This is a genomic window from Blastopirellula marina (assembly GCF_002967715.1).
In the GTDB taxonomy this organism is placed as follows: Bacteria; Planctomycetota; Planctomycetia; order Pirellulales; family Pirellulaceae; genus Bremerella; species Bremerella marina_B.
This window is the reverse complement of the sequence record NZ_PUIA01000069.1, coordinates 268,578-286,166: the sequence shown is the minus strand read 5'-3', so window position 1 is coordinate 286,166 and position 17,589 is coordinate 268,578. Positions and strand designations below refer to the sequence as shown.

Annotated in this window: 11 protein-coding genes; 6 read left to right on the top strand and 5 right to left on the bottom strand. The window is 56.9% G+C overall.

The window, feature by feature from the left end:
• Positions 1 to 13: 13 nt before the first annotated feature.
• From C5Y96_RS21575 to C5Y96_RS21565, 3 genes are all read right to left on the bottom strand, one after another.
• Positions 14 to 1,531, bottom strand: coding sequence for a sialate O-acetylesterase (locus C5Y96_RS21575; RefSeq protein WP_233199045.1), 1,518 nt, complete (start codon positions 1,529 to 1,531; stop codon positions 14 to 16).
• Between the two features lie 11 nt (positions 1,532 to 1,542).
• Positions 1,543 to 2,961 (bottom strand): sulfatase-like hydrolase/transferase, encoded by a 1,419-nt coding sequence (locus C5Y96_RS21570; protein ID WP_105357705.1) that lies wholly within the window; start codon positions 2,959 to 2,961, stop codon positions 1,543 to 1,545.
• Positions 2,962 to 3,213: 252 nt separating this feature from the next.
• The gene (locus C5Y96_RS21565; RefSeq protein WP_105357702.1) at positions 3,214 to 3,762 is read right to left on the bottom strand and encodes a hypothetical protein; all 549 of its coding nucleotides are present in this window, start codon (positions 3,760 to 3,762) and stop codon (positions 3,214 to 3,216) included.
• Between the two features lie 302 nt (positions 3,763 to 4,064).
• Here C5Y96_RS21565 and C5Y96_RS21560 point away from each other — a divergent pair, with 302 nt between their 5' ends.
• The 4 genes from C5Y96_RS21560 to C5Y96_RS21545 all read left to right on the top strand — a co-directional run bounded on the left by C5Y96_RS21560 (position 4,065) and on the right by C5Y96_RS21545 (position 8,652).
• The gene (locus C5Y96_RS21560; RefSeq protein WP_158261356.1) at positions 4,065 to 4,904 is read left to right on the top strand and encodes a DODA-type extradiol aromatic ring-opening family dioxygenase; all 840 of its coding nucleotides are present in this window, start codon (positions 4,065 to 4,067) and stop codon (positions 4,902 to 4,904) included.
• Positions 4,905 to 5,149: 245 nt separating this feature from the next.
• The gene (gene guaB, locus C5Y96_RS21555; RefSeq protein ID WP_105357697.1) at positions 5,150 to 6,622 is read left to right on the top strand and encodes an IMP dehydrogenase; all 1,473 of its coding nucleotides are present in this window, start codon (positions 5,150 to 5,152) and stop codon (positions 6,620 to 6,622) included.
• Positions 6,561 to 7,994, top strand: coding sequence for a hypothetical protein (locus C5Y96_RS21550; protein ID WP_146115759.1), 1,434 nt, complete (start codon positions 6,561 to 6,563; stop codon positions 7,992 to 7,994). Before guaB ends, C5Y96_RS21550 begins: the two co-directional genes overlap by 62 nt.
• 262 nt (positions 7,995 to 8,256) lie before the next feature.
• On the top strand, positions 8,257 to 8,652 hold the full coding sequence (locus C5Y96_RS21545) for a DUF2784 domain-containing protein (RefSeq protein ID WP_105357691.1): 396 nt from the start codon (positions 8,257 to 8,259) through the stop codon (positions 8,650 to 8,652).
• A gap of 61 nt (positions 8,653 to 8,713) precedes the next feature.
• Here the strand turns inward: C5Y96_RS21545 and C5Y96_RS21540 are convergent, their stop codons facing one another.
• Together C5Y96_RS21540 and C5Y96_RS21535 are read right to left on the bottom strand one after the other, a co-directional pair.
• Complete coding sequence (locus C5Y96_RS21540) at positions 8,714 to 9,118, bottom strand: carboxypeptidase-like regulatory domain-containing protein (protein WP_105357689.1); 405 nt, start codon at positions 9,116 to 9,118, stop codon at positions 8,714 to 8,716.
• Between the two features lie 82 nt (positions 9,119 to 9,200).
• Complete coding sequence (locus tag C5Y96_RS21535) at positions 9,201 to 10,184, bottom strand: DUF1559 domain-containing protein (protein ID WP_105357687.1); 984 nt, start codon at positions 10,182 to 10,184, stop codon at positions 9,201 to 9,203.
• Positions 10,185 to 10,779: 595 nt separating this feature from the next.
• Here C5Y96_RS21535 and C5Y96_RS21530 point away from each other — a divergent pair.
• Both C5Y96_RS21530 and C5Y96_RS21525 read left to right on the top strand, forming a co-directional pair.
• Positions 10,780 to 12,315 carry a hypothetical protein gene (locus tag C5Y96_RS21530; protein ID WP_105357684.1) on the top strand — a complete coding sequence of 512 codons (1,536 nt, stop codon included), beginning with the start codon at positions 10,780 to 10,782 and terminating at the stop codon, positions 12,313 to 12,315.
• A gap of 392 nt (positions 12,316 to 12,707) precedes the next feature.
• Positions 12,708 to 17,243: a reprolysin-like metallopeptidase gene (locus C5Y96_RS21525; RefSeq protein WP_105357681.1), complete on the top strand. Its 4,536-nt coding sequence runs from the start codon at positions 12,708 to 12,710 to the stop codon at positions 17,241 to 17,243.
• Positions 17,244 to 17,589: the final 346 nt, after the last annotated feature.

Here is a 17,589-nt window from a genome sequence, read left to right as displayed (position 1 = left end):
AAAGAAGCAATTGCTACTTCGGCAGATGCGGATCGTACTTCAGAAGCTCTGCCTGGCTACAAAACGGCGAGGTGGGCAGGCCTGCTCGGTTGTAGAGGGGGATGCTCTCGGGCGAGACCTCGTAGGCATACCTTACGGCGATCGGCTGGGTGACTTTTTCGCTGGTGACGATAACCGTTTGGCCGTCGATGGTGGCGTCGGCGGCGTGCCACTGGCCGTTGGCATCGGCGATCTCGAAGTGGGTTAGCTTGACGCCCGGCGTTTCTTTGGGCTCGGCCAGGCCTTGTTTGTGGGCGATCATCAGGCCGGTGTCGGCGTGCTGGAAGTGGACGACAATGCGGTTGCCATCGATCTCTTGCGAAGCGAACATCGGGCCGCTGAAGGGAACTTGTTTGTGGTAATCGTGGGCCAGGGCCCAGCGGGCGAGTCGCTGGCCGACGTCGATCTTGTTCGGCGGGTGAATGTCGCCACCGACCAGGTCGAGCGTGACGACCATGCCGGTGTGCGGCAGGTCGGCGGCCAGACGCTGCTCTTCACGCAGGTACGGCCAGCCTGCCCCGGCACCACTGCCAGGGAGTTGCACGAAGTAGAATGGCATCTCCTTCTGCTTCGTCGCCGCGCGCCAGCCGTGGATCAGAGCTCGCATCTTGTGGGCGTAGTCGTGCGGGTCTTCCTGGGTGCCGCTGTTCGATTCCCCTTGGTACCAGATCGCTCCCCGAGCTGGAAAAGGCATGATGGGGGCCAGTCGCGAGTTGAATAGCCGCCCTGGTAGCCAGTTCGCGTCGCGAGCGTACACTCCGCCTGGCAGGCGGCGTAGTGCTTCCAGGTCTTCGCGATGGCCCAGCTCGCGTTCCTTTTTCAGGGTTGGGTGCGCAGTGAATGCGGCCTCGGGGATGAACGGTTCGATGGGAGTTCCGCCGCGTGACGTGTCGACGATGCCGATCGGCACGACGAGTTCGTTTTGCAGCTGACGGGCAAAGTAGTAGCTGACGCCTGAGAAGCCGCCCACCGTTTGCGGCGAGCACACGACCCAGCTGGCCGGTGACTCGAGGTCTTCGAGTGGTTGCCGCTGTGGGCCTGCGTGAATGCGACAGAACCGGATCATGGGGATGTCGGCCGCGGCGATGTCTTTCTCGATCTCAGGCAACTGTTTCGCCATCTGCCCGACCGTCATGGCCATGTTCGACTGCCCACAGGCATGCCACACTTCGCCGACAAGAATATCGCGAATCACTTTCGACTCGCTCTGGCCGGTTACATGCAGCGTTTGCGGTCGATGCCGCGTCGGCAACGGCTGGAGGGTGACCGACCAGTCGCCGCGATCGTCGGCGGTTGTTTCGATTGTTTCGGAAGCAAAGCGAACCGAGAGCTTCTCGCCGCTGCCTGCCCTGCCCCAGACTTTAACGGGCACACCGCGCTGCAAGACCATGTGATCTTGAAAGATGTTGGCCACATGAAGCTCGGCCTGCGACTGCGCAGCGGCGGCTAGTAGAAACAGGCAGGAGGTGATTACACGAGGTAGGTTAGTCATGTCAGAGGTCGTTAGTTCGTGGGCAAAAAGCTGCGTTCGGTGGCGACGGGGTCGGCGTCGTTCCACTTGGCCAGCCAGGCTTGCAGTTCTTTCTTTAGACGCTCGGCATCCTGGGCATGCTTCGGGTCGTCGATCAAGTTGGTCAGTTCTTCCGGATCGGTCATCCGGTCGTACAGGGCCCACTCGGGGCGATGGTGCAGACGATGAACGAGCTGGTCGTCCGCTTCGGTCTTAGTGCGTTTTGCTTTGCGAACCCAGGTCGCGGCGGTGCTGGCCTTGCCATCTTTCGGTTCCGATTCGAGCCACGCCAGGGCTTCGGTCAGCGTGGTGTTCGAGGTGATCTCTTCGTCGTGCCGTGGGGACCAGATCAGCGTGAAGCGGTCGTCGCGGATTGAACGGATCGGATAGACGCGGTCGCGGTTGCCGATGATGTTGCAGTTGGTGAACGCCCCGTAAGCATACTCGTGAACCTGCTGGTTGCCGCCGGTCCAGTTTTGCCACTGGCTCTTGCCGTCGAAGTCTTCGGCCGCGGCCTTCACGCCGACGGCTTCGACCAGCGTCGGGGTGATATCGGCGATCCAGGTGAGCTGATCGCTACTTTTGCCGGCGGGAATGGTGCCAGGCAGGGCGACCACCACGCCGCTGGCCAGGCCGTCGTTAAAGCAGGACCACTTGGCGAACGGGAACGAGTTCCCTTGTTCCGAGCAGAAGATCACCAGCGTGTTGTCGGTTAATTTCTCTTCGGCCAGCACGCCACGTAGTTCGCCCAACAGCTTATCGAGATTGGTCACTTCGGCCAGGTGAAGTTGGTACTCGCTGCGATAAGCTGGCGTATCGATCTTGTCGACTTCCATCTCAAGGGCTTCCTTGTCGTACTGGGAAGGATCGCCGGTCGTGAACGGGCCGTGGCCATCGTGCGAAGCGACCACCAGGCAGAACGGATCGCCTGCCTGCTTGGCCGCGGTGATGTAGGCCTTGGCCCGCTGGACTAGCTGCGGGTTGCCATCCTTCTGCTTGCTGACGTCCCCCAGGTAATCGAACGGATAGGCATCCTTGGGGCCGATATGTGTTTTACCGAGTAGCCCTACGCGGTACCCCAGCGGCTGCAGGTAATGGGGCAAGCTTTGGGTGCCGGCGACCGACTTGCTGTGGTTGGGCATGGCCCGCGTTCGCCAGACGGTGCGGCCGCTGTAAAGCTCTTGGCGAAACGGAGCACACATGGCAGTATTCGCGTAGACGTCATCGAGCCGCATCCCATCCTTGGCCAGCTGATCAAGATTGGGCGTGTGTGCCTGACCACCCCAAGGGCCGAGCGAGTCACGGTCGATGTCATCGCCGATGAGGATCAGTACGTTCGGACGCGTGTTCTCCGCGGCCAGGTACGAAGAGGTCAGCAGCACGAGCACGAAGCTCAACAGAAGCGTTCGCATGATGGTGTTTCGCTGGGAAAAGAAGAAGGGAGCCAGGATGGGCAGGTGGCTTTTAGTATAGAGGGGGGCGCGGTGAGTTCCAAGTTTACGGGTGGCACTGCCGCCCTCGGCAATGTGAAGCGGAAGATAGACGTGCCACACGGACACGCACTCTCAGATCGCAAATAGCCCAAACGCATCATCAACTGCATCTCGTCTGGAGTCGATCTTGGTGATGCACGTGCGGAAATAGACCATGTCGGGATAGCCTTATTATCTTCCGGAGGTTGAAGGTTCCGTGGTCGGCTGTGGGTCGAGGCCGTTGCCGCGATCCAAATGCATGAGCTTGGGATCGCCAACGGTTACTTCGTACCAGCAATGGGAGGAGACTGGTAGTCTCTTCATTTTGCCTGACTCGACGATGATCCTCGCCGTTAGCTTCTGTTGGACAAAACACTCGGTCTCTGGTTCTTGTTCTGGCAGGGTGGCATTGCCCAACGAGGCCTCGAATTTAAGTCGGTACTTGTTCTCGCCCAGGGCGTCGATCTTCGCCACGACACGTGTACCGATATCATGGGTCTCGTCGTCGAACTTCGATTTCACTTTACCTCCGCTTTGGAAACGGACCTCACGGCCGGTCGCCGTCATGATCAGGGGAGATGCCAATTCTCGCGGGATCTCGCCGAAGTTGGCTTCCAAGACACGAATCTTCAGTGTCACCATTTCTGCCTGGGTGGGAGCTGGCTTTTCCTCTGCCATGGACCAGGAAGCCGCGGCAATGAGGATTAAAAACACAACAATCACGGTAGAAGCGGTCTTCATGGGTTGTCTCCAGGGGGCTGGGAAACTTGCTGAAAGCTGTGGTGGGGACCTTACATCGCGTGGGGGATAAGGTCGATGGCGGTTTTTCTCAGGCCGCGGGTTTTCATCCCAGATAAGAGGGGTTGTTTATCGATGTATAGTTGATATATAAATAAATAGAGCCAGGAGCGATCCTGGCGTGCGAGTCGTTTCAGCCAGGCAAGGTCTCAGGGATGGTGTCGATGGACGTAACGAGCAATAACGGGCAATCGCCGATCAGCCGTCGGGCTTTTACTTCAGAATTGCTTGCAGGAGGAGTCGCGATGGCGATATCGAGTCAATCAACTGGACAGGCATGGGCCGAGCCAAGTGAAGTCGGGACTGATAGCACCGCGCGAATGCCGGTGATCTTCATTGCTCACGGTTCACCGGAACTGGCGGTCGACCCGGTGCGTGGGGCTCCGTTTACGAAGTGGGGGAAGGAACTTGCCCGTCCCAAGGCGATTCTGGTGGTGTCGGCTCATTGGGAGAAGACGCGACCGGTGATGCTCAGCTCCACGCAGCCGACGGGGCTGGTCTACGATTTCAGTGGTTTCCCGCGTCCTTTATATGAAGTGCGCTACGACGCCCCAGCGGCGAAGGAATTGGCTTCGCGTATCGAGTCGATTCTGCCGAAGTCTTCGGTGGCTCGGTCGGATCGTGGGTTAGATCATGGTGCCTGGACGCCGCTGGTGCATTTGTATCCGCAGGCGGATGTGCCGGTGCTGCAGATCTCGATGCCCAGCCGCGAGGGGCCGCAGGGGTTGTTCGACTTCGGCCAAGCCCTGGCACCCTTGCGAGACGAAGGGGTGCTGATCGTCGGCAGCGGAAACATTACCCATCCTATGCAGGAACTGCGGCGTGGTCTGCCTCGGCAGACGCCAACGTTTGCCCAAGACTTCGACGATTGGGCCAAAGCCGCGATCGAAGGACGCCACTACGATGTGCTGATGGACTACGCGACGAAGGGGCCTGAGGTGCAGCGTAATCATCCTACGCCGGATCACTTTCTGCCACTTTTGGTGACCGCTGGCGCAGCGAGCGTTCATGAGGGGAAACCAAAGTTCGTGCTGGAAGAATTCGAGTACAACCTGTTTAGCCGACGCTCGGTTGAGTTTTCTTAGCCCCCAGGTCGCTGTCGATTCCATTTCACCATTTGCCAGGGCATCGCGAGGTCGCCTGTCTGGTACTGCCGGCCGACCTGGCAGGGTAAATAGTCACGGGGACAATAACGCTCACAAAACCCCCTTGGCTGTGGATTTTCTCTAAAGTTCCACGCGTTGCCATAAGTGCATGCTTTGGTGCATAATGCAGGGTTTCTCTACCCTGACTTGCTCGTATCCATAAGCCGACTGGAGTTTGAATGTCTATGGAAGATCGCTTTGCCAAGGTCGCGATTACGTTTGATGACGTGCTGCTTGCCCCGCGCTATAGCGACTTTGTGCCAGCGGACGTGACGACCATGACGCAGCTGACGGCGAACATCGCCTTGAACATTCCGCTGCTGAGCTCGCCGATGGATACGGTCACCGAATCGGAGATGGCGATTGCCCTGGCCAAAGAAGGTGGCCTGGGGATGATCCATAAGAATCTGTCGACCGAAGTGCAGACCGAAGAAGTCACCAAGGTGAAGCGTTCGGCCAACGGGATTATCGTCGATCCGGTCACGCTACCACCGACAGCACCGGTCAACGAAGCGAAGCGTGTGATGGATCAGCATCACGTTTCGGGCGTTCCTATCATTGGTACTGATGGCAAGCTAGCTGGTATCATCACCCGCCGCGATTTACGCTTCCTTGAGTCGAATGACCTTTCTATCAACGAGGTTATGACGAAAGACAACCTCGTGACAGCAACGGGGACCGTAACGCTTACGGAAGCTGAGCAAATTTTAACGGCTAAAAAGGTGGAGAAACTTTTACTGGTTGACGAAGATTACAAACTGACGGGTCTCATCACGATCAAAGACATTGACATGATGAACCGGTTCCCCCAGGCGTCCAAAGACTCGATGGGACGTTTGAGGGCTGGAGCCGCCGTTGGTGTGATGGATTTCGACCGGGTTCAAAGTCTCATCAATGCCGACGTCGACGTGTTGGTAGTGGATAGTGCTCACGGGCACTCCAAGAATGTCATCGAGACCGTTCGCGAGATTAAGAAGAACTGGAACATCGACGTGATCGCCGGCAACGTGGCGACTGCGGAAGGATGCGAAGACTTGATCAAAGCGGGCGCGGACGCGGTTAAGGTTGGCATCGGGCCTGGCTCGATCTGTACAACCCGAGTCGTCTCCGGGGTGGGTGTTCCTCAAATCACGGCAATTCACGACACAAGCGTGGTCGCCGCGAAATATGGAATTCCGATCATCGCGGACGGCGGCGTTCGATTCTCGGGCGACATTACCAAGGCGATCGCAGCAGGTGCTAGCGTGGTTATGATTGGCGGTTTGTTCGCCGGCGTGGCCGAAAGCCCTGGCGAGGTGATTCTGTACCAAGGTCGAACCTTCAAGGTTTACCGCGGGATGGGCAGCCTCGGAGCGATGGTGAAAGGCTCTAAAGAGCGGTACCGACAAGGCAGTGTCACCGACGGTGGCAAGCTGGTCCCCGAAGGGGTTGAAGGTCGTGTGCCGTTCAAAGGTAATTTGAACGCGTTCGTGTATCAGTTGGTCGGCGGATTACGAGCCGGCATGGGATACTGCGGAACGCGAACCATCGAGGAGTTGCGCAAGGACGCCACCTTTATCCGAGTTACCTCGGCTAGTGTTAGGGAAAGCCATCCTCATGACATCGCGATCACTCAAGAGTCTCCTAACTACAGCCCGGAGACACACGACAACGAATAGCTTCAAGCTAATCGCCACCTTGATGGTTCAAGGTGGCGTGGTGCTGGGCGGACTCGCTGCCGAGGCCCAGGCCCAGGCACCGCGTACTCTGCCTCGTTCGGTTGTGGAAGCCGCACCGATCGAAAGTACCACCGCGGTACAAAGCCACCTCAAGTGGCGACCTTCTTCCAAGATCAGCGCTCCGGCCCAACAGCCGGCCAGCAAGATTCAGCCTGCTTCGCATGTGCAACTGTCCGCTGCGGACGGTCACTCGGTCGTTCAAAACGCTTCGACGCTCCCCCCGGCTGACCCGTTCAACGATCCCTTCGGCGACCAGATCCCCCGCTACACCGCTCAGCAGACTTCGCCGCCAAGCCGGTTCTCGGCCCCGCCGAGCCGCCCTGCCGAAGAGCCAATGCCGGCACCAATGACTGAGTCGCCGATGTTGGAAGTCCCTTCCACGCCGCCGATGCGTCCGGCTCCGATGCAGCCAGTCCCCATGCAGCCGGCTCCTACCGAGCCGATGCCGATGGAAGAAGCGCCTGCGGAAAAGCCGATGCCAGAAATCACTCCGATGCAGCCGATGACGCCGCAAACGCCACCCCGTTCGCGTAACGATCTGCCGCCGCCGCTGTTCCGTACGCAGCCTGAGATTCCGAAGAAGTCGGACGCTGATTGCGAACAGGTTTACTTGGACCGCAACTGCTGCGAAGAGTCGGACAGTTGCCGCGAGATTCGCAACGAACTCGGTCGTTTCAACATTCGCAAGATCTCGCTCGACATCTCTTCGCCGTTTGCTCCGGACGAAGACGATGAGGCCGTGGCCGAGTCGATGCAGGCCCAGGCCATGCAAGCTGCTCCGTCCCGCCAGTGGCGTAACATTCATGGCGACATTGTGGCCGACGGCCGCATGCTCGACATTCGCGATCGCCGGGTGTTGATCGACGATGGTAACGAAATCAAGCGGATTCGTATCCAAGACCTGGGTAGCGACGAGAAGTGCTTCCTGACGGCTCATTGGAACTTGCCGTACGAATGTGGTTGGACCGATCAGCCGTTCATGGGCCGCAACTGGGCTCCGCTGGAAGTCAACTGGACCGCTTCGGCACTATGCCACAAGCCACTGTACTTTGAAGAACGAGCACTGGAACGCTACGGTCACACGACCGGTCCGATCTCGCAGGTTGCCCTGTCGGGGGCTCACTTCTTCGGAAGTGCGGCACTGCTGCCTTACCAGATGGGCATGTATCCGCCGACCGAATGCCGCTATGCGTTGGGTTACTACCGACCAGGCAACTGTGCTCCGCACCTGATTCCACCGGTACCACTGAGTGCCCGCGGCGCCGCCTTCCAGGCCGCAGCCGTGCTGGGGGCCGTTTACTGGATCCCCTAATCACCGCCTACTTCCTTACTGGGAGCGATTGGACCGGAAGGGCAGCCTGCACGCCAGGCTTGCCCTTCCAATGTTTCTTGAGCGGGGAAGTTCGTCTTCTTCATGTCCTTTCTTAGCAACAGCTTAGATGCGTCGTGTGGCTAATCGGCGATCGGCTCTGGCTGTCTGGCGGATCGACCACGAAATCGATTGCCTGGCCTGCATCGTCCTCTAGGTAAGTCAGAGTTTTCTCTCCCTTTACCGAGCCGCAGGACCATGTGTGATGCTTATCTTTCTGGACTACTTCCTGCTGATCTTTCATCTGGCCCTGACCGCGTTCAATGCCCTGGGCTGGGCGTTTGAACGGACGCGGAAGGCCCATTTGATCCTGATTTTATTGACGCTGGCCTCGTGGACAGTGCTTAGCCCGTATTACGGATGGGGATACTGTCCGTTTACCGACTGGCATTGGCAAGTAAAGCGTGCGTTGGGAGAAGGTCCCCTGCCGGGGTCGTTCATCAAATACTGTTTGGATGGCTGTACCGGGTGGGACTCGGATCCCGCCCTGGTGACTTATGCGACGGCAGCCGTTGGCCTGCTGGCTTTTCTGCTTTCGTGCGGGGTGAACTGGTGGGCTTGGAGAAAGTCACACCGCGTGCAAGCGTCAGAGATCGCTTAAAGACAGCCAAGGCCGCCATGCAACGAATGCGGCGATTGGCTGTGTTCTTTCATGGTCGAGGCTAGTTGCTCGATTTCAGATCGAAGTCGAATTGGTTCGTACGGCCATCGATGATTTCCGCGGTGAGTTCGGTCTTGCGGTTGTACTTCGCAGGCACCACTTCCGGGACCTTCACTTCGCTTCCGTCTGATCCAAGCTTGGATGTGCCGGTTCGAATTACCACCGTGTATTTACCCGCCGGGGCACCTGGCTTGTCGACGGTATAGCGCAAATCATATTTGCCAGAATCATTCGTGATCGCCGAGCCGGGGCGACCGCCCTCTTCTGGAGTAAATACGATTTCGGCATTGGGCAACGGTGTTCCATCTAATGTCACGGTGCCGGTGACTGCTTCCGTGTCGCCCCCCTGGCAACCGACCAGCAAAAGGGATCCAAAGAGTAACACAACTAGGAATCGGTTTTTCATTGTATTTCATTTCCGTCTGAGTAGGTCTTCAACAAACAGACCCCAGCGATATGAACGATTCATATCGCTGGGGAAATGTCGATTAGTACTCGCCGATCGGTTGACCGTCGCTGCGAATCCCCAGCCGCTGATAGATGCCGAGATCCGAGAAATCGAGAACAGGCGGATCCGTATTGTTCTGCGTGGCGTTTCCGTCGACACCGTCATTGCTGTAGTTAATGGTGTCGGAGATGAAATGAACCGAACCATCGGCATACGCAAATAGTGCTCCGCCGGGATGCTGGCTGGCAAATCCCTCGACGCATTGATTCGAGTCGTTTTGCGGGTCGTTCAGTGGGCGGCTGATGCGTCCCATCGTATAGTCGGCCCCTTGAGGTCCGCTGCCAGGCATGTTGCGGTTGCCAACCCAAGCCCCTTGTGCACAGCGGAGATTCCGTTCGCCTAACAAAAAGGTATTCGAGGTACCGTCGGTAATGTCGGCAAACCGGTGCGCGCTGCCGCGGTAAAGCGTGCCGTTGTTCTTCTGATGGTTGACGTCAAAGAATCCACAAATCGCCACGTAGTTCGACTTGGCGACGCGGAACGATGTACCAATGTTGGCGTCGCCACTGAAGTGCCGCCCTGTTCCACTATTCAGGTTGCTCTTGCCGCCATTCATCAATGGGCCTCCTGGATCGGAGGGGCAAATGAACACTTGCAAAGGTGTTTGGGTCAGCAGTCGAAGCGTGGAGTTGTCTAAGGTGACTTTCAGATCCTGCTGAGATACAAGCAGCTGATCGTGCAGGCTTCCTTGCTCGATGAACGGCAGGATATGGGCACCCCAGCCCCACATCTGTCGCTCGTCATCGGTCGAATGATCGCCACCGGAGGGGAACTTGCCAAAGGTATCGTGGTGATTGTGAAGTCCCAGAGCCAGGTTCTTCAGGTTGTTGTTGCAGCTCATGCGTCGAGCGGCTTCCCGGGCCTGTTGAACGGCCGGCAGCAACAGGGCGATCAATACGCCGATGATGGCAATGACCACTAATAGCTCGACAAGCGTAAAGCCTATTCTCTTAGGTATTTGCATTCGTTCTATTCCTTGTCAAAGGGCCCGCATGGGCAGCAGGGGAAAGGTGATATGAAGCGAAATAAATAGTATGGATGTCCCGTGGCTACTCTGATGTTGCGATCGAAATGGCCACCATGAGTGGACTTTGCTGGAGGAAGATCCACTATTATTGTAGCAGATATCCTTCGGGAGGGGTAGGCTTATCGCCCTGTTTGCGGCATTACTAATAGTCACTGACCATTGGGGCCGTACCGTCAGCACAATATCCACCATCTGGCTGGGATTCTGTGTCTCTTTGAGATCCCATTTTTCTTGTTTCTTGGGCCAACTCATATCTGCTGGCATCTTGCCGTTGAGAATCGAGTACTTGCACCATAGCTGGCGACGCTAGCGATGGGAGGTTCGATGTTAATTTGCAAAATCTTTGCGGCTCGTACTGAAAGTGTTGGTTCTGCCTGCGTTTCCGTGCCGATTGGTTGTGTTGAAGGTATCGAAGATTCAACCTGAGATGCACTTGGGGTCTGTCCTTGTGGCGACCTCCTGAATGCCAATTCACCAACCGTTGTCGACCACTGGGCCATCCAGTTGCCTTTCGATTGCGAAAGAGGAACCCATGAGAGCCACTACCTTGTGGACCGCCTTAACGTTGTCCACAGTGTTACTAGCCGGACAGGCAAACGCTGATAAGACAACCTATGCCAACCAAACCGGTCAGAAGACGATCGAGCAGGAGTCGTCCGCTGTTGCGAGTATCGCAGGCGGTGACTGGCGCGTTGAACGTCATCCGGAAGGTCAGCCCATGCAGCAAATGCAGCCGGGGATGGACCCTTACATGGCGATGGACCCGTACGGCCAGATGATGATGCCAGGCATGGCCGGCGGCTATGCTCCGGGCGGCGTCATGTACGCCGGTTACGGAATGCCCATGGGGCCTGACTACGGAATGGCCGGTCCTGGCGGTCCGATGATGGATCCTAGCGTGATGCCAGCGAGCCACTGGGGTGGCTACGGCTGTCAGGCCTGCGGCGGTGCTGGTTGCCAGCAGTGCATGGGTGGCGGCCACGGCGGTCATCTGGGCAAGCCATGTGCCGATGGAAGCTGCCAAGGTTGCGGCGGTGCTGGTTGCGGCGGATGCTGCGGCTTGACCGGCGGTCACGTTTACTGTGGCTTCAGCCGCGGGATTGGCAACGCCTGGGACATGACTCCTTACGGCGGTCCATGTGCTCCGCGTTGGGCTGACGTTGTGGTTGATGCGACCTTCTTCATGTTCGAGCCAGGTAACAACTCGACCGTGCTGACCTCGCAAGGTGGTGCTAATAACCCTGTTTTCGGGACTGACAACTACGACTTCACCAACCAAGGTGGTGTCCGGATGTCGCTCAACCGCACCTTCATGGTCGGTAGCTACCTCGAATTCAGCTATATGGGCATGGGCAACTGGGCTTCGACGCAAACGGTTCAGGGTGTTGGTGACTTGTACTCGCCATTCTCTGGATTCGGTGTCGATCCGGCTGGTGGCTATGCTGAAACCGATCAAGGCAGCCTGCAGATCTTCTCGACCTCGAATCGCTTCGATTCGTTCGAGCTGAACATGCGACGCTTCTTCACCTCGGCTAACTGCTGGTGGCAAAGCTCGTGGTGGGTTGGTATGCGATACGTTCGCGTTGACGACGACGCCGTCTACAACACGATGGGTGCTTCGGGCGACCTGGCCTACTCTATCGACGCTGACAACGACCTGTTCGGTGCTCAGTTCGGTATGGATTCGGCTCTGCGTCTGACGACTCGCTGGACCTTGTCGATGTTCGGTGAAATCGGTGTGTACGGTAACCGTGCCACCCAGGACTCGACGATCGCCCTGAACAATGCCACGACCGTGCTGCAGGAAACGGCCGCCTCGCGACGGGCCTCGATGGTTCTCGAAGCTGGCTTCCTGAGTACCTTCAAGATTGTTCCTCGCGGTACCCTGCGAGCCGGATACCAGATCGTGTACATCGACGGCATCGCCCTGGGGAGTGACTCGTTCAACTTCCAAACTGGGGGTGCCAGCCCACTGGGAACGGCCCTCGCCGGACGCCAGGCGTTCATTAACGACAACGGGAACGCTCTTTATCACGGTCCTACGGTCGGTTTCGAGTACACCTGGTAAGGTGGTCTCACTTCGGTCTTAGAAGAATCTCAAATAGGGTCGGCCAGTTGGTCGGCCCTATTTTTTTGCGCTGAATGGACACTTACAACGATTCTTCTGGCAGTTACCAGCCTGCCGGGGGGAATCGTTTTTGTCAATTTCTGGGGAAATGGGTAGAAAATCGGAACATTCGTAACTATCGTCAGTCTAAGTATATTCCGTCAAACTACCTACATGGCGGGGCAAGGCAAGTTACGGAGTTTCCGCAGGGCTCACTGAGGAGCCTGGAGACGACCTCTTTTTGATCTGGCGCAGATACTCATCATTATCGCTCGTTCAATTTGCAGTTTGCCTTGTTCGCCCATTTCATCAGAAACAACCTGAGATTCATCCTGCGTAAGGGGAGTGATTCCATGAAGCGCCGCGGCAACCGTAAATCCTCGAAGCGTCGCCCTAATGACGTGCATCGAAGTCAGTTAGAACAGCTAGAAATCCGGTCGATGCTCTCTGCCGACTTGTGGCAATCGTTGGAAACGATTCCTGCCAGTCCATCCGGTGCTGAAGGTAAAGAACTCGCCACCAGCTATGAAGAATTGGCACTTGATGCCGACGCGATGCGAGATTTGCTCGCGACGGCCGCTAATGAGTTCTCGGGTCAGAGCGGGATCGTCGTGGAACTGCCGCGACCAGACGGAACCTTTGAGCGGTTCGAGGTCTTCTCGACTTACGTCATGCATCCTGACCTGGCCGCCAAGTACACCGAAATCATGACCTTCACTGGTCATTCGTTGGATAACGATTTCGGTTCGCTTCGCATGGATATCACGCCAATCGGTTTTCACGCTCAGGTTTTGAGCCCCGAAGGCAGCTATCTCATCGATCCTTATTACCACCTGGAAGACGATTACTATACGTCTTACTTCCGCAGCGACATCATCGCCCCTGATCTGGATGCGCCAGGTTTTAACTTCAATTTCGGTGTTGAAGATCACGACGACGGTATTGAAGACCCCGATGCCAACGCTTTGGCTCTCGCAGGCGAAGCGATCTCGAATTTCAATCTGGACTTGAACCCCGTTGCCCGCAGCACCGCCGGAGAATTGCGGGTTTACCGTGCTGCGATCGCGGCCAACGGCGAATACACCCAGTTCTTCGGTGGAACGGTTGCCAATGGTTTGGCCGCCGTGACGACTGCCATGAACCGAATCTCGGGCATTTTCGAGACCGAGCTCGGTATTCGTATGGAATTGGTGGCGAACAACGATCAGATCATCTTCACCGATCCAGCGAATGATCCTTACTCCGACATCAACACGTTCAACGACTTGATCACCACGACGGCCGGCGAAAACCAAACGGCCGTCACCAATGCGATTGGTGCCGCGAACTACGATATCGGTCACATGTTCGGCTACCATCCCTTTGGCTTTGGTGGCTACGGCCCCGGCGACGTCGGTGTCGACGCCGAAAAGGCCATGGGTGTCTCGACGCTCTGGGAACTGGATACCGACTTCTTCTATCTGCTGGTCGCCCACGAAATGGGGCATCAGTTTGGTGCCAACCACACCTGGTCGTCGTGCAATGGCTCGCCTGGTACCGAAGGAACCGGCGCTGCCGTCGAGCCTGGTAGCGGTATTACGATCATGAGCTACGCCGGTACCTGCGGCGTCGACGACCTTGCCGCGGAGTCGATTCCTTACTTCAGCGCGTACAGCTTTGATCAGATTCTGACCTACGTCGATACTTCGATTCCGAATGTCGGAACTCGAATCGCGACCGGCAATCAAACGCCAACGGTCGATGCCGGTGCGGACTATGTGATCCCCGCGAACACACCGTTTGTGTTGACCGCCAACGGTTCCGATCCTGAAGGGAACACGCTGACGTACACCTGGGAACAAATGGATGAAGGTACGACCGCAACGCTTGCCACAGGAGATAACGGCAGCAACGCGATCTTCACCTTTACCGCTCCAACCACGAGCAACCAGCGCTACTTCCCCGCCTACGACGACGTGTTGAACAACACGTTGTCGATTGGCGAAGTTTACCCAGCGACTGACCGTGATCTCAACTTCCGAGTGACCGTTCGTGACAACAACGGTACCTTCTCGGAAATCAACAGCGACAACATGGTGGTGTCCGTCATCAACACGGGAACCCCATTCCGCTTCATCGACCCAACGCCAGGTCTGACGCTGACCGGTGGTGATCTGTTTACGTTCACCTGGGATGTTGCCGGAACCAATGCCGGGGCGATCAACGCACAGAACGTGCGAATCACGATGTCGGTCGACGGTGGTTTGACCTTCAGCGAAGTCGTGACCGACAGCACCTCCAACGATGGTAGCGAAGAACTGACCGTTCCGAATGTTGCCTCAAGTCAGGTACGTTTCCGTATCGAAGCCGTCGGTAATATCTTCTACGACATCACCGATGCGAACCTGACCGTTGTGCAAGGTATCGGTGGCGGCGGTGGCGGTGGTGGTGGAGTCGACGTGTGCGGTGTTGCTCTGCCGGACGGGACGACTTCGTTCGCCGGTGCCGTTGGCGGTAACTTCTTCGCCTCGAACCATGCCATCCTCGATGGTGCCAACCCAGGGCAACTGGGTTACGACGAAGTCATCCTCGACTTCCTGCGTGGCAGTGGTACGACAACCGAAATTCCCAAGTCGCAGTACTCGATCGCGGTTGTGGGTAACGGCGATGTTGCCTGGGCGTTTTCTAACGGAACGCAAGAAGCAACCGGTTACGAACGTACCGACTTCTACAACATTAACTTCATCGACCCTTCCGTTTTCAATGAACTGATCGAACACGATCTGATCATCGTTCTTTCCAGCGAAGCGGCCGTCACCGATGGCCTTTCGACCACGGAAATGGACTTGTGGGCGACCGTGGAAGATAACATTGCCAATGCGGTTAACGACCGTGGACTCGACTTGTGGGTCGGTGCCTCGGGCGGTGATACCACCTACCACGACTTCCTGCCGACGGGCGCTTTGACGACCACGCTGCAAACCGGTCTGGATCCGCTGGATGGTTTTGAAGTGACGCCGGAAGGTCAACTGCTGGGGATCACCGATACGATGGTGGATGCCGCTGGCGCGACTTACTACTACAGCGGGTTTGATAGCGATCTGTCTTCGCTGGAACAACGCTATATTGGCGAATCGATCTCGGTCGCTGCCGCTGGAGTCGCCTTCTTCAACGATCAGATCATGCCAGCTGCCGATGTGCCTGGCGGAACCACCCAAGGTATCATTGGCTTGGCCTTCGAGGACCTGAACATGAACGGCTTCCACGATGCCATCGAAATGGGTGTCGGGGGTGCGAAGTTCTTCCTCGACTACAACGGCGACGGCATCATCGGTCTGTGCGAACCAACCGCTACCGCGAATGCCGCCGGTCAATTCATCATGCGATCGGCTTATTCCGGCACGTTCCGGATCATGCCAGTTCCAAGCCCTGGTGCTGTCGTGACGACGACCACTCCGATTTACGTTACCATCGCCAATGATGGAACGGCAACGCTGAGTGCACCACTTGAATTCGGCGTGATCGCCGGTTCCGATGGCGGCAACGGTGGACTGGGTGGCAGCACGCCGGTTGTTCAAGGTGCCTATCTCGGAGCCAGCCCGATCGCAGACGACGGTGTCTTCTTCGGCAACGGCATCAAGAAGGGAACCAACACGGTTACTATCATTTCCAGTGTCGAGCACAACAACGTTGTTCTCAACGCCTGGCTCGACTTGAACAAGGATGGTGACTTCAACGATGCCAACGAACGCATCTTCACCAACGTCAAGCTGACCCCTGGTCAGCACGACTACACGTTTACCATTCCGCAGAACATCTTCGACGATTCCGTTCTGCCGGATGCAGCTCGCTTGGCTGCTAACATCCGCTTCCGCGTTGGTCCGACGCTGAACATCGGCCCAACGGCTGATGACTCGTTCGGCGAAATCGAAGACTACAAGGTCTTCATCACTCAAGCTGCCGATAGCGGTCTGATTGCGGTCGACGACGTCTTTACCTACGAAGAAGACACCGATGGTCAGGTCTTTAACGTTCTGGCCAACGATACGAGCTTCTTCAACCGTTCGTTGACGATCGTCCCAGGCAGCGTTACCAACATCAGCCCGGTAACAACGCCGCCGCTGGACATTTATGTTTCGCCGGACGGAACGCGGATCATCTTTGATGGTGCCGGCGTGATGGACCTGACCGAAGACATTACTTTCGAGTACACGGTTAAGGATTCGGCTGGCCTCACCGAAACGGCCACGGTTACTTTGGTGGCTCCGATTGATCCGCTGGCAACAACGGTTACCGCGAATCAGTTGGCGTTCAACAACAAGAACTTTGCCGCTGACGTCAACAACGACGGCAGTTTGACCAGCCTGGACTACGTCACGATCCTGAAGGAACTGCGTACCAATGGCTCTCGCAACCTGCCGAACTTCGGTAGCGGTTCGTCGAACTTCAACATGTTCATCGACATTAATGCCGACGGACGCTTCTCGCCTCTCGACTTGCTGAGGCTAACCGCCATCCTGGAGACCTACAACGCTCAGGGTGAATCGCTGGAACAAGAGCCAGTAGAGATGCTTTCGGCCACGCCGGAAGTTGAAGTAGCGGCTCTGCTAACGAAGACTGAAACGGAAGTCGTCGCTCCGACGGCCCCTGCCCTGCAGTCCTACAGCAAGTTCCAGGTAGTTGCTTCCGATCTGGTGATCGCCTCGGAAACGGGCGACTCGGACACGGTTGAAGCGGAAATCGTTCTCGACGAGTTCACCACCGAACTGGCCTTCAGCTCGCTGGGAAGCGATCAGAGCGACCTGCTGTGGAGCGATAGTGACGAACTGGAACTCGCTTCCTCCGCCGGCGAGGCCGAAGACGATGTCTTTGCCGATCCGGAATGGGATAGTGAACTGCTGAGCTACTAGTTCTCGGCCCGTATGCAGAAATCCAAGAAGCCTCCCTTACATGGGGGGCTTTTTTCATGGATTTGCGCGAAAATACCAGTGCTGGATTGACTGGTCAGCCAGCCCTCGCTCTCGGCATATTCCCCCTCTAAGATTTAGTTCGATTGGCAAGATTCTAGGGGAAATGCGGGAACTAGCACGCAGGTCAAGACGTCAAACCATCGACAAGCCCTGTTTTCTCGCCATTACGACGGCAGGAATCGAGGTTGGTATAAATTCCTAAGTACAAAAACAGCAACGGGTTATCGATTGAATTTGGTGTTTGAGATCTGCATCTTTAACGCCAAAGCAGATGAGACAGTCGGTT

Excerpts from the sequence above, each read along its gene's own strand:
- guaB (WP_105357697.1), top strand. The coding sequence starts at position 5,150 with ATGGAAGATCGCTTTGCCAAGGTCGCGATTACGTTTGATGACGTGCTG.
- C5Y96_RS21575 (WP_233199045.1), bottom strand. The coding sequence starts at position 1,531 with ATGACTAACCTACCTCGTGTAATCACCTCCTGCCTGTTTCTACTAGCC.
- C5Y96_RS21525 (WP_105357681.1), top strand. The coding sequence starts at position 12,708 with ATGAAGCGCCGCGGCAACCGTAAATCCTCGAAGCGTCGCCCTAATGAC.
- C5Y96_RS21560 (WP_158261356.1), top strand. The coding sequence starts at position 4,065 with ATGGCGATATCGAGTCAATCAACTGGACAGGCATGGGCCGAGCCAAGT.
- C5Y96_RS21530 (WP_105357684.1), top strand. The coding sequence starts at position 10,780 with ATGAGAGCCACTACCTTGTGGACCGCCTTAACGTTGTCCACAGTGTTA.
- C5Y96_RS21550 (WP_146115759.1), top strand. The coding sequence starts at position 6,561 with ATGACATCGCGATCACTCAAGAGTCTCCTAACTACAGCCCGGAGACAC.
- C5Y96_RS21535 (WP_105357687.1), bottom strand. The coding sequence starts at position 10,184 with ATGCAAATACCTAAGAGAATAGGCTTTACGCTTGTCGAGCTATTAGTG.
- C5Y96_RS21565 (WP_105357702.1), bottom strand. The coding sequence starts at position 3,762 with ATGAAGACCGCTTCTACCGTGATTGTTGTGTTTTTAATCCTCATTGCC.
- C5Y96_RS21570 (WP_105357705.1), bottom strand. The coding sequence starts at position 2,961 with ATGCGAACGCTTCTGTTGAGCTTCGTGCTCGTGCTGCTGACCTCTTCG.
- C5Y96_RS21540 (WP_105357689.1), bottom strand. The coding sequence starts at position 9,118 with ATGAAAAACCGATTCCTAGTTGTGTTACTCTTTGGATCCCTTTTGCTG.
- C5Y96_RS21545 (WP_105357691.1), top strand. The coding sequence starts at position 8,257 with ATGCTTATCTTTCTGGACTACTTCCTGCTGATCTTTCATCTGGCCCTG.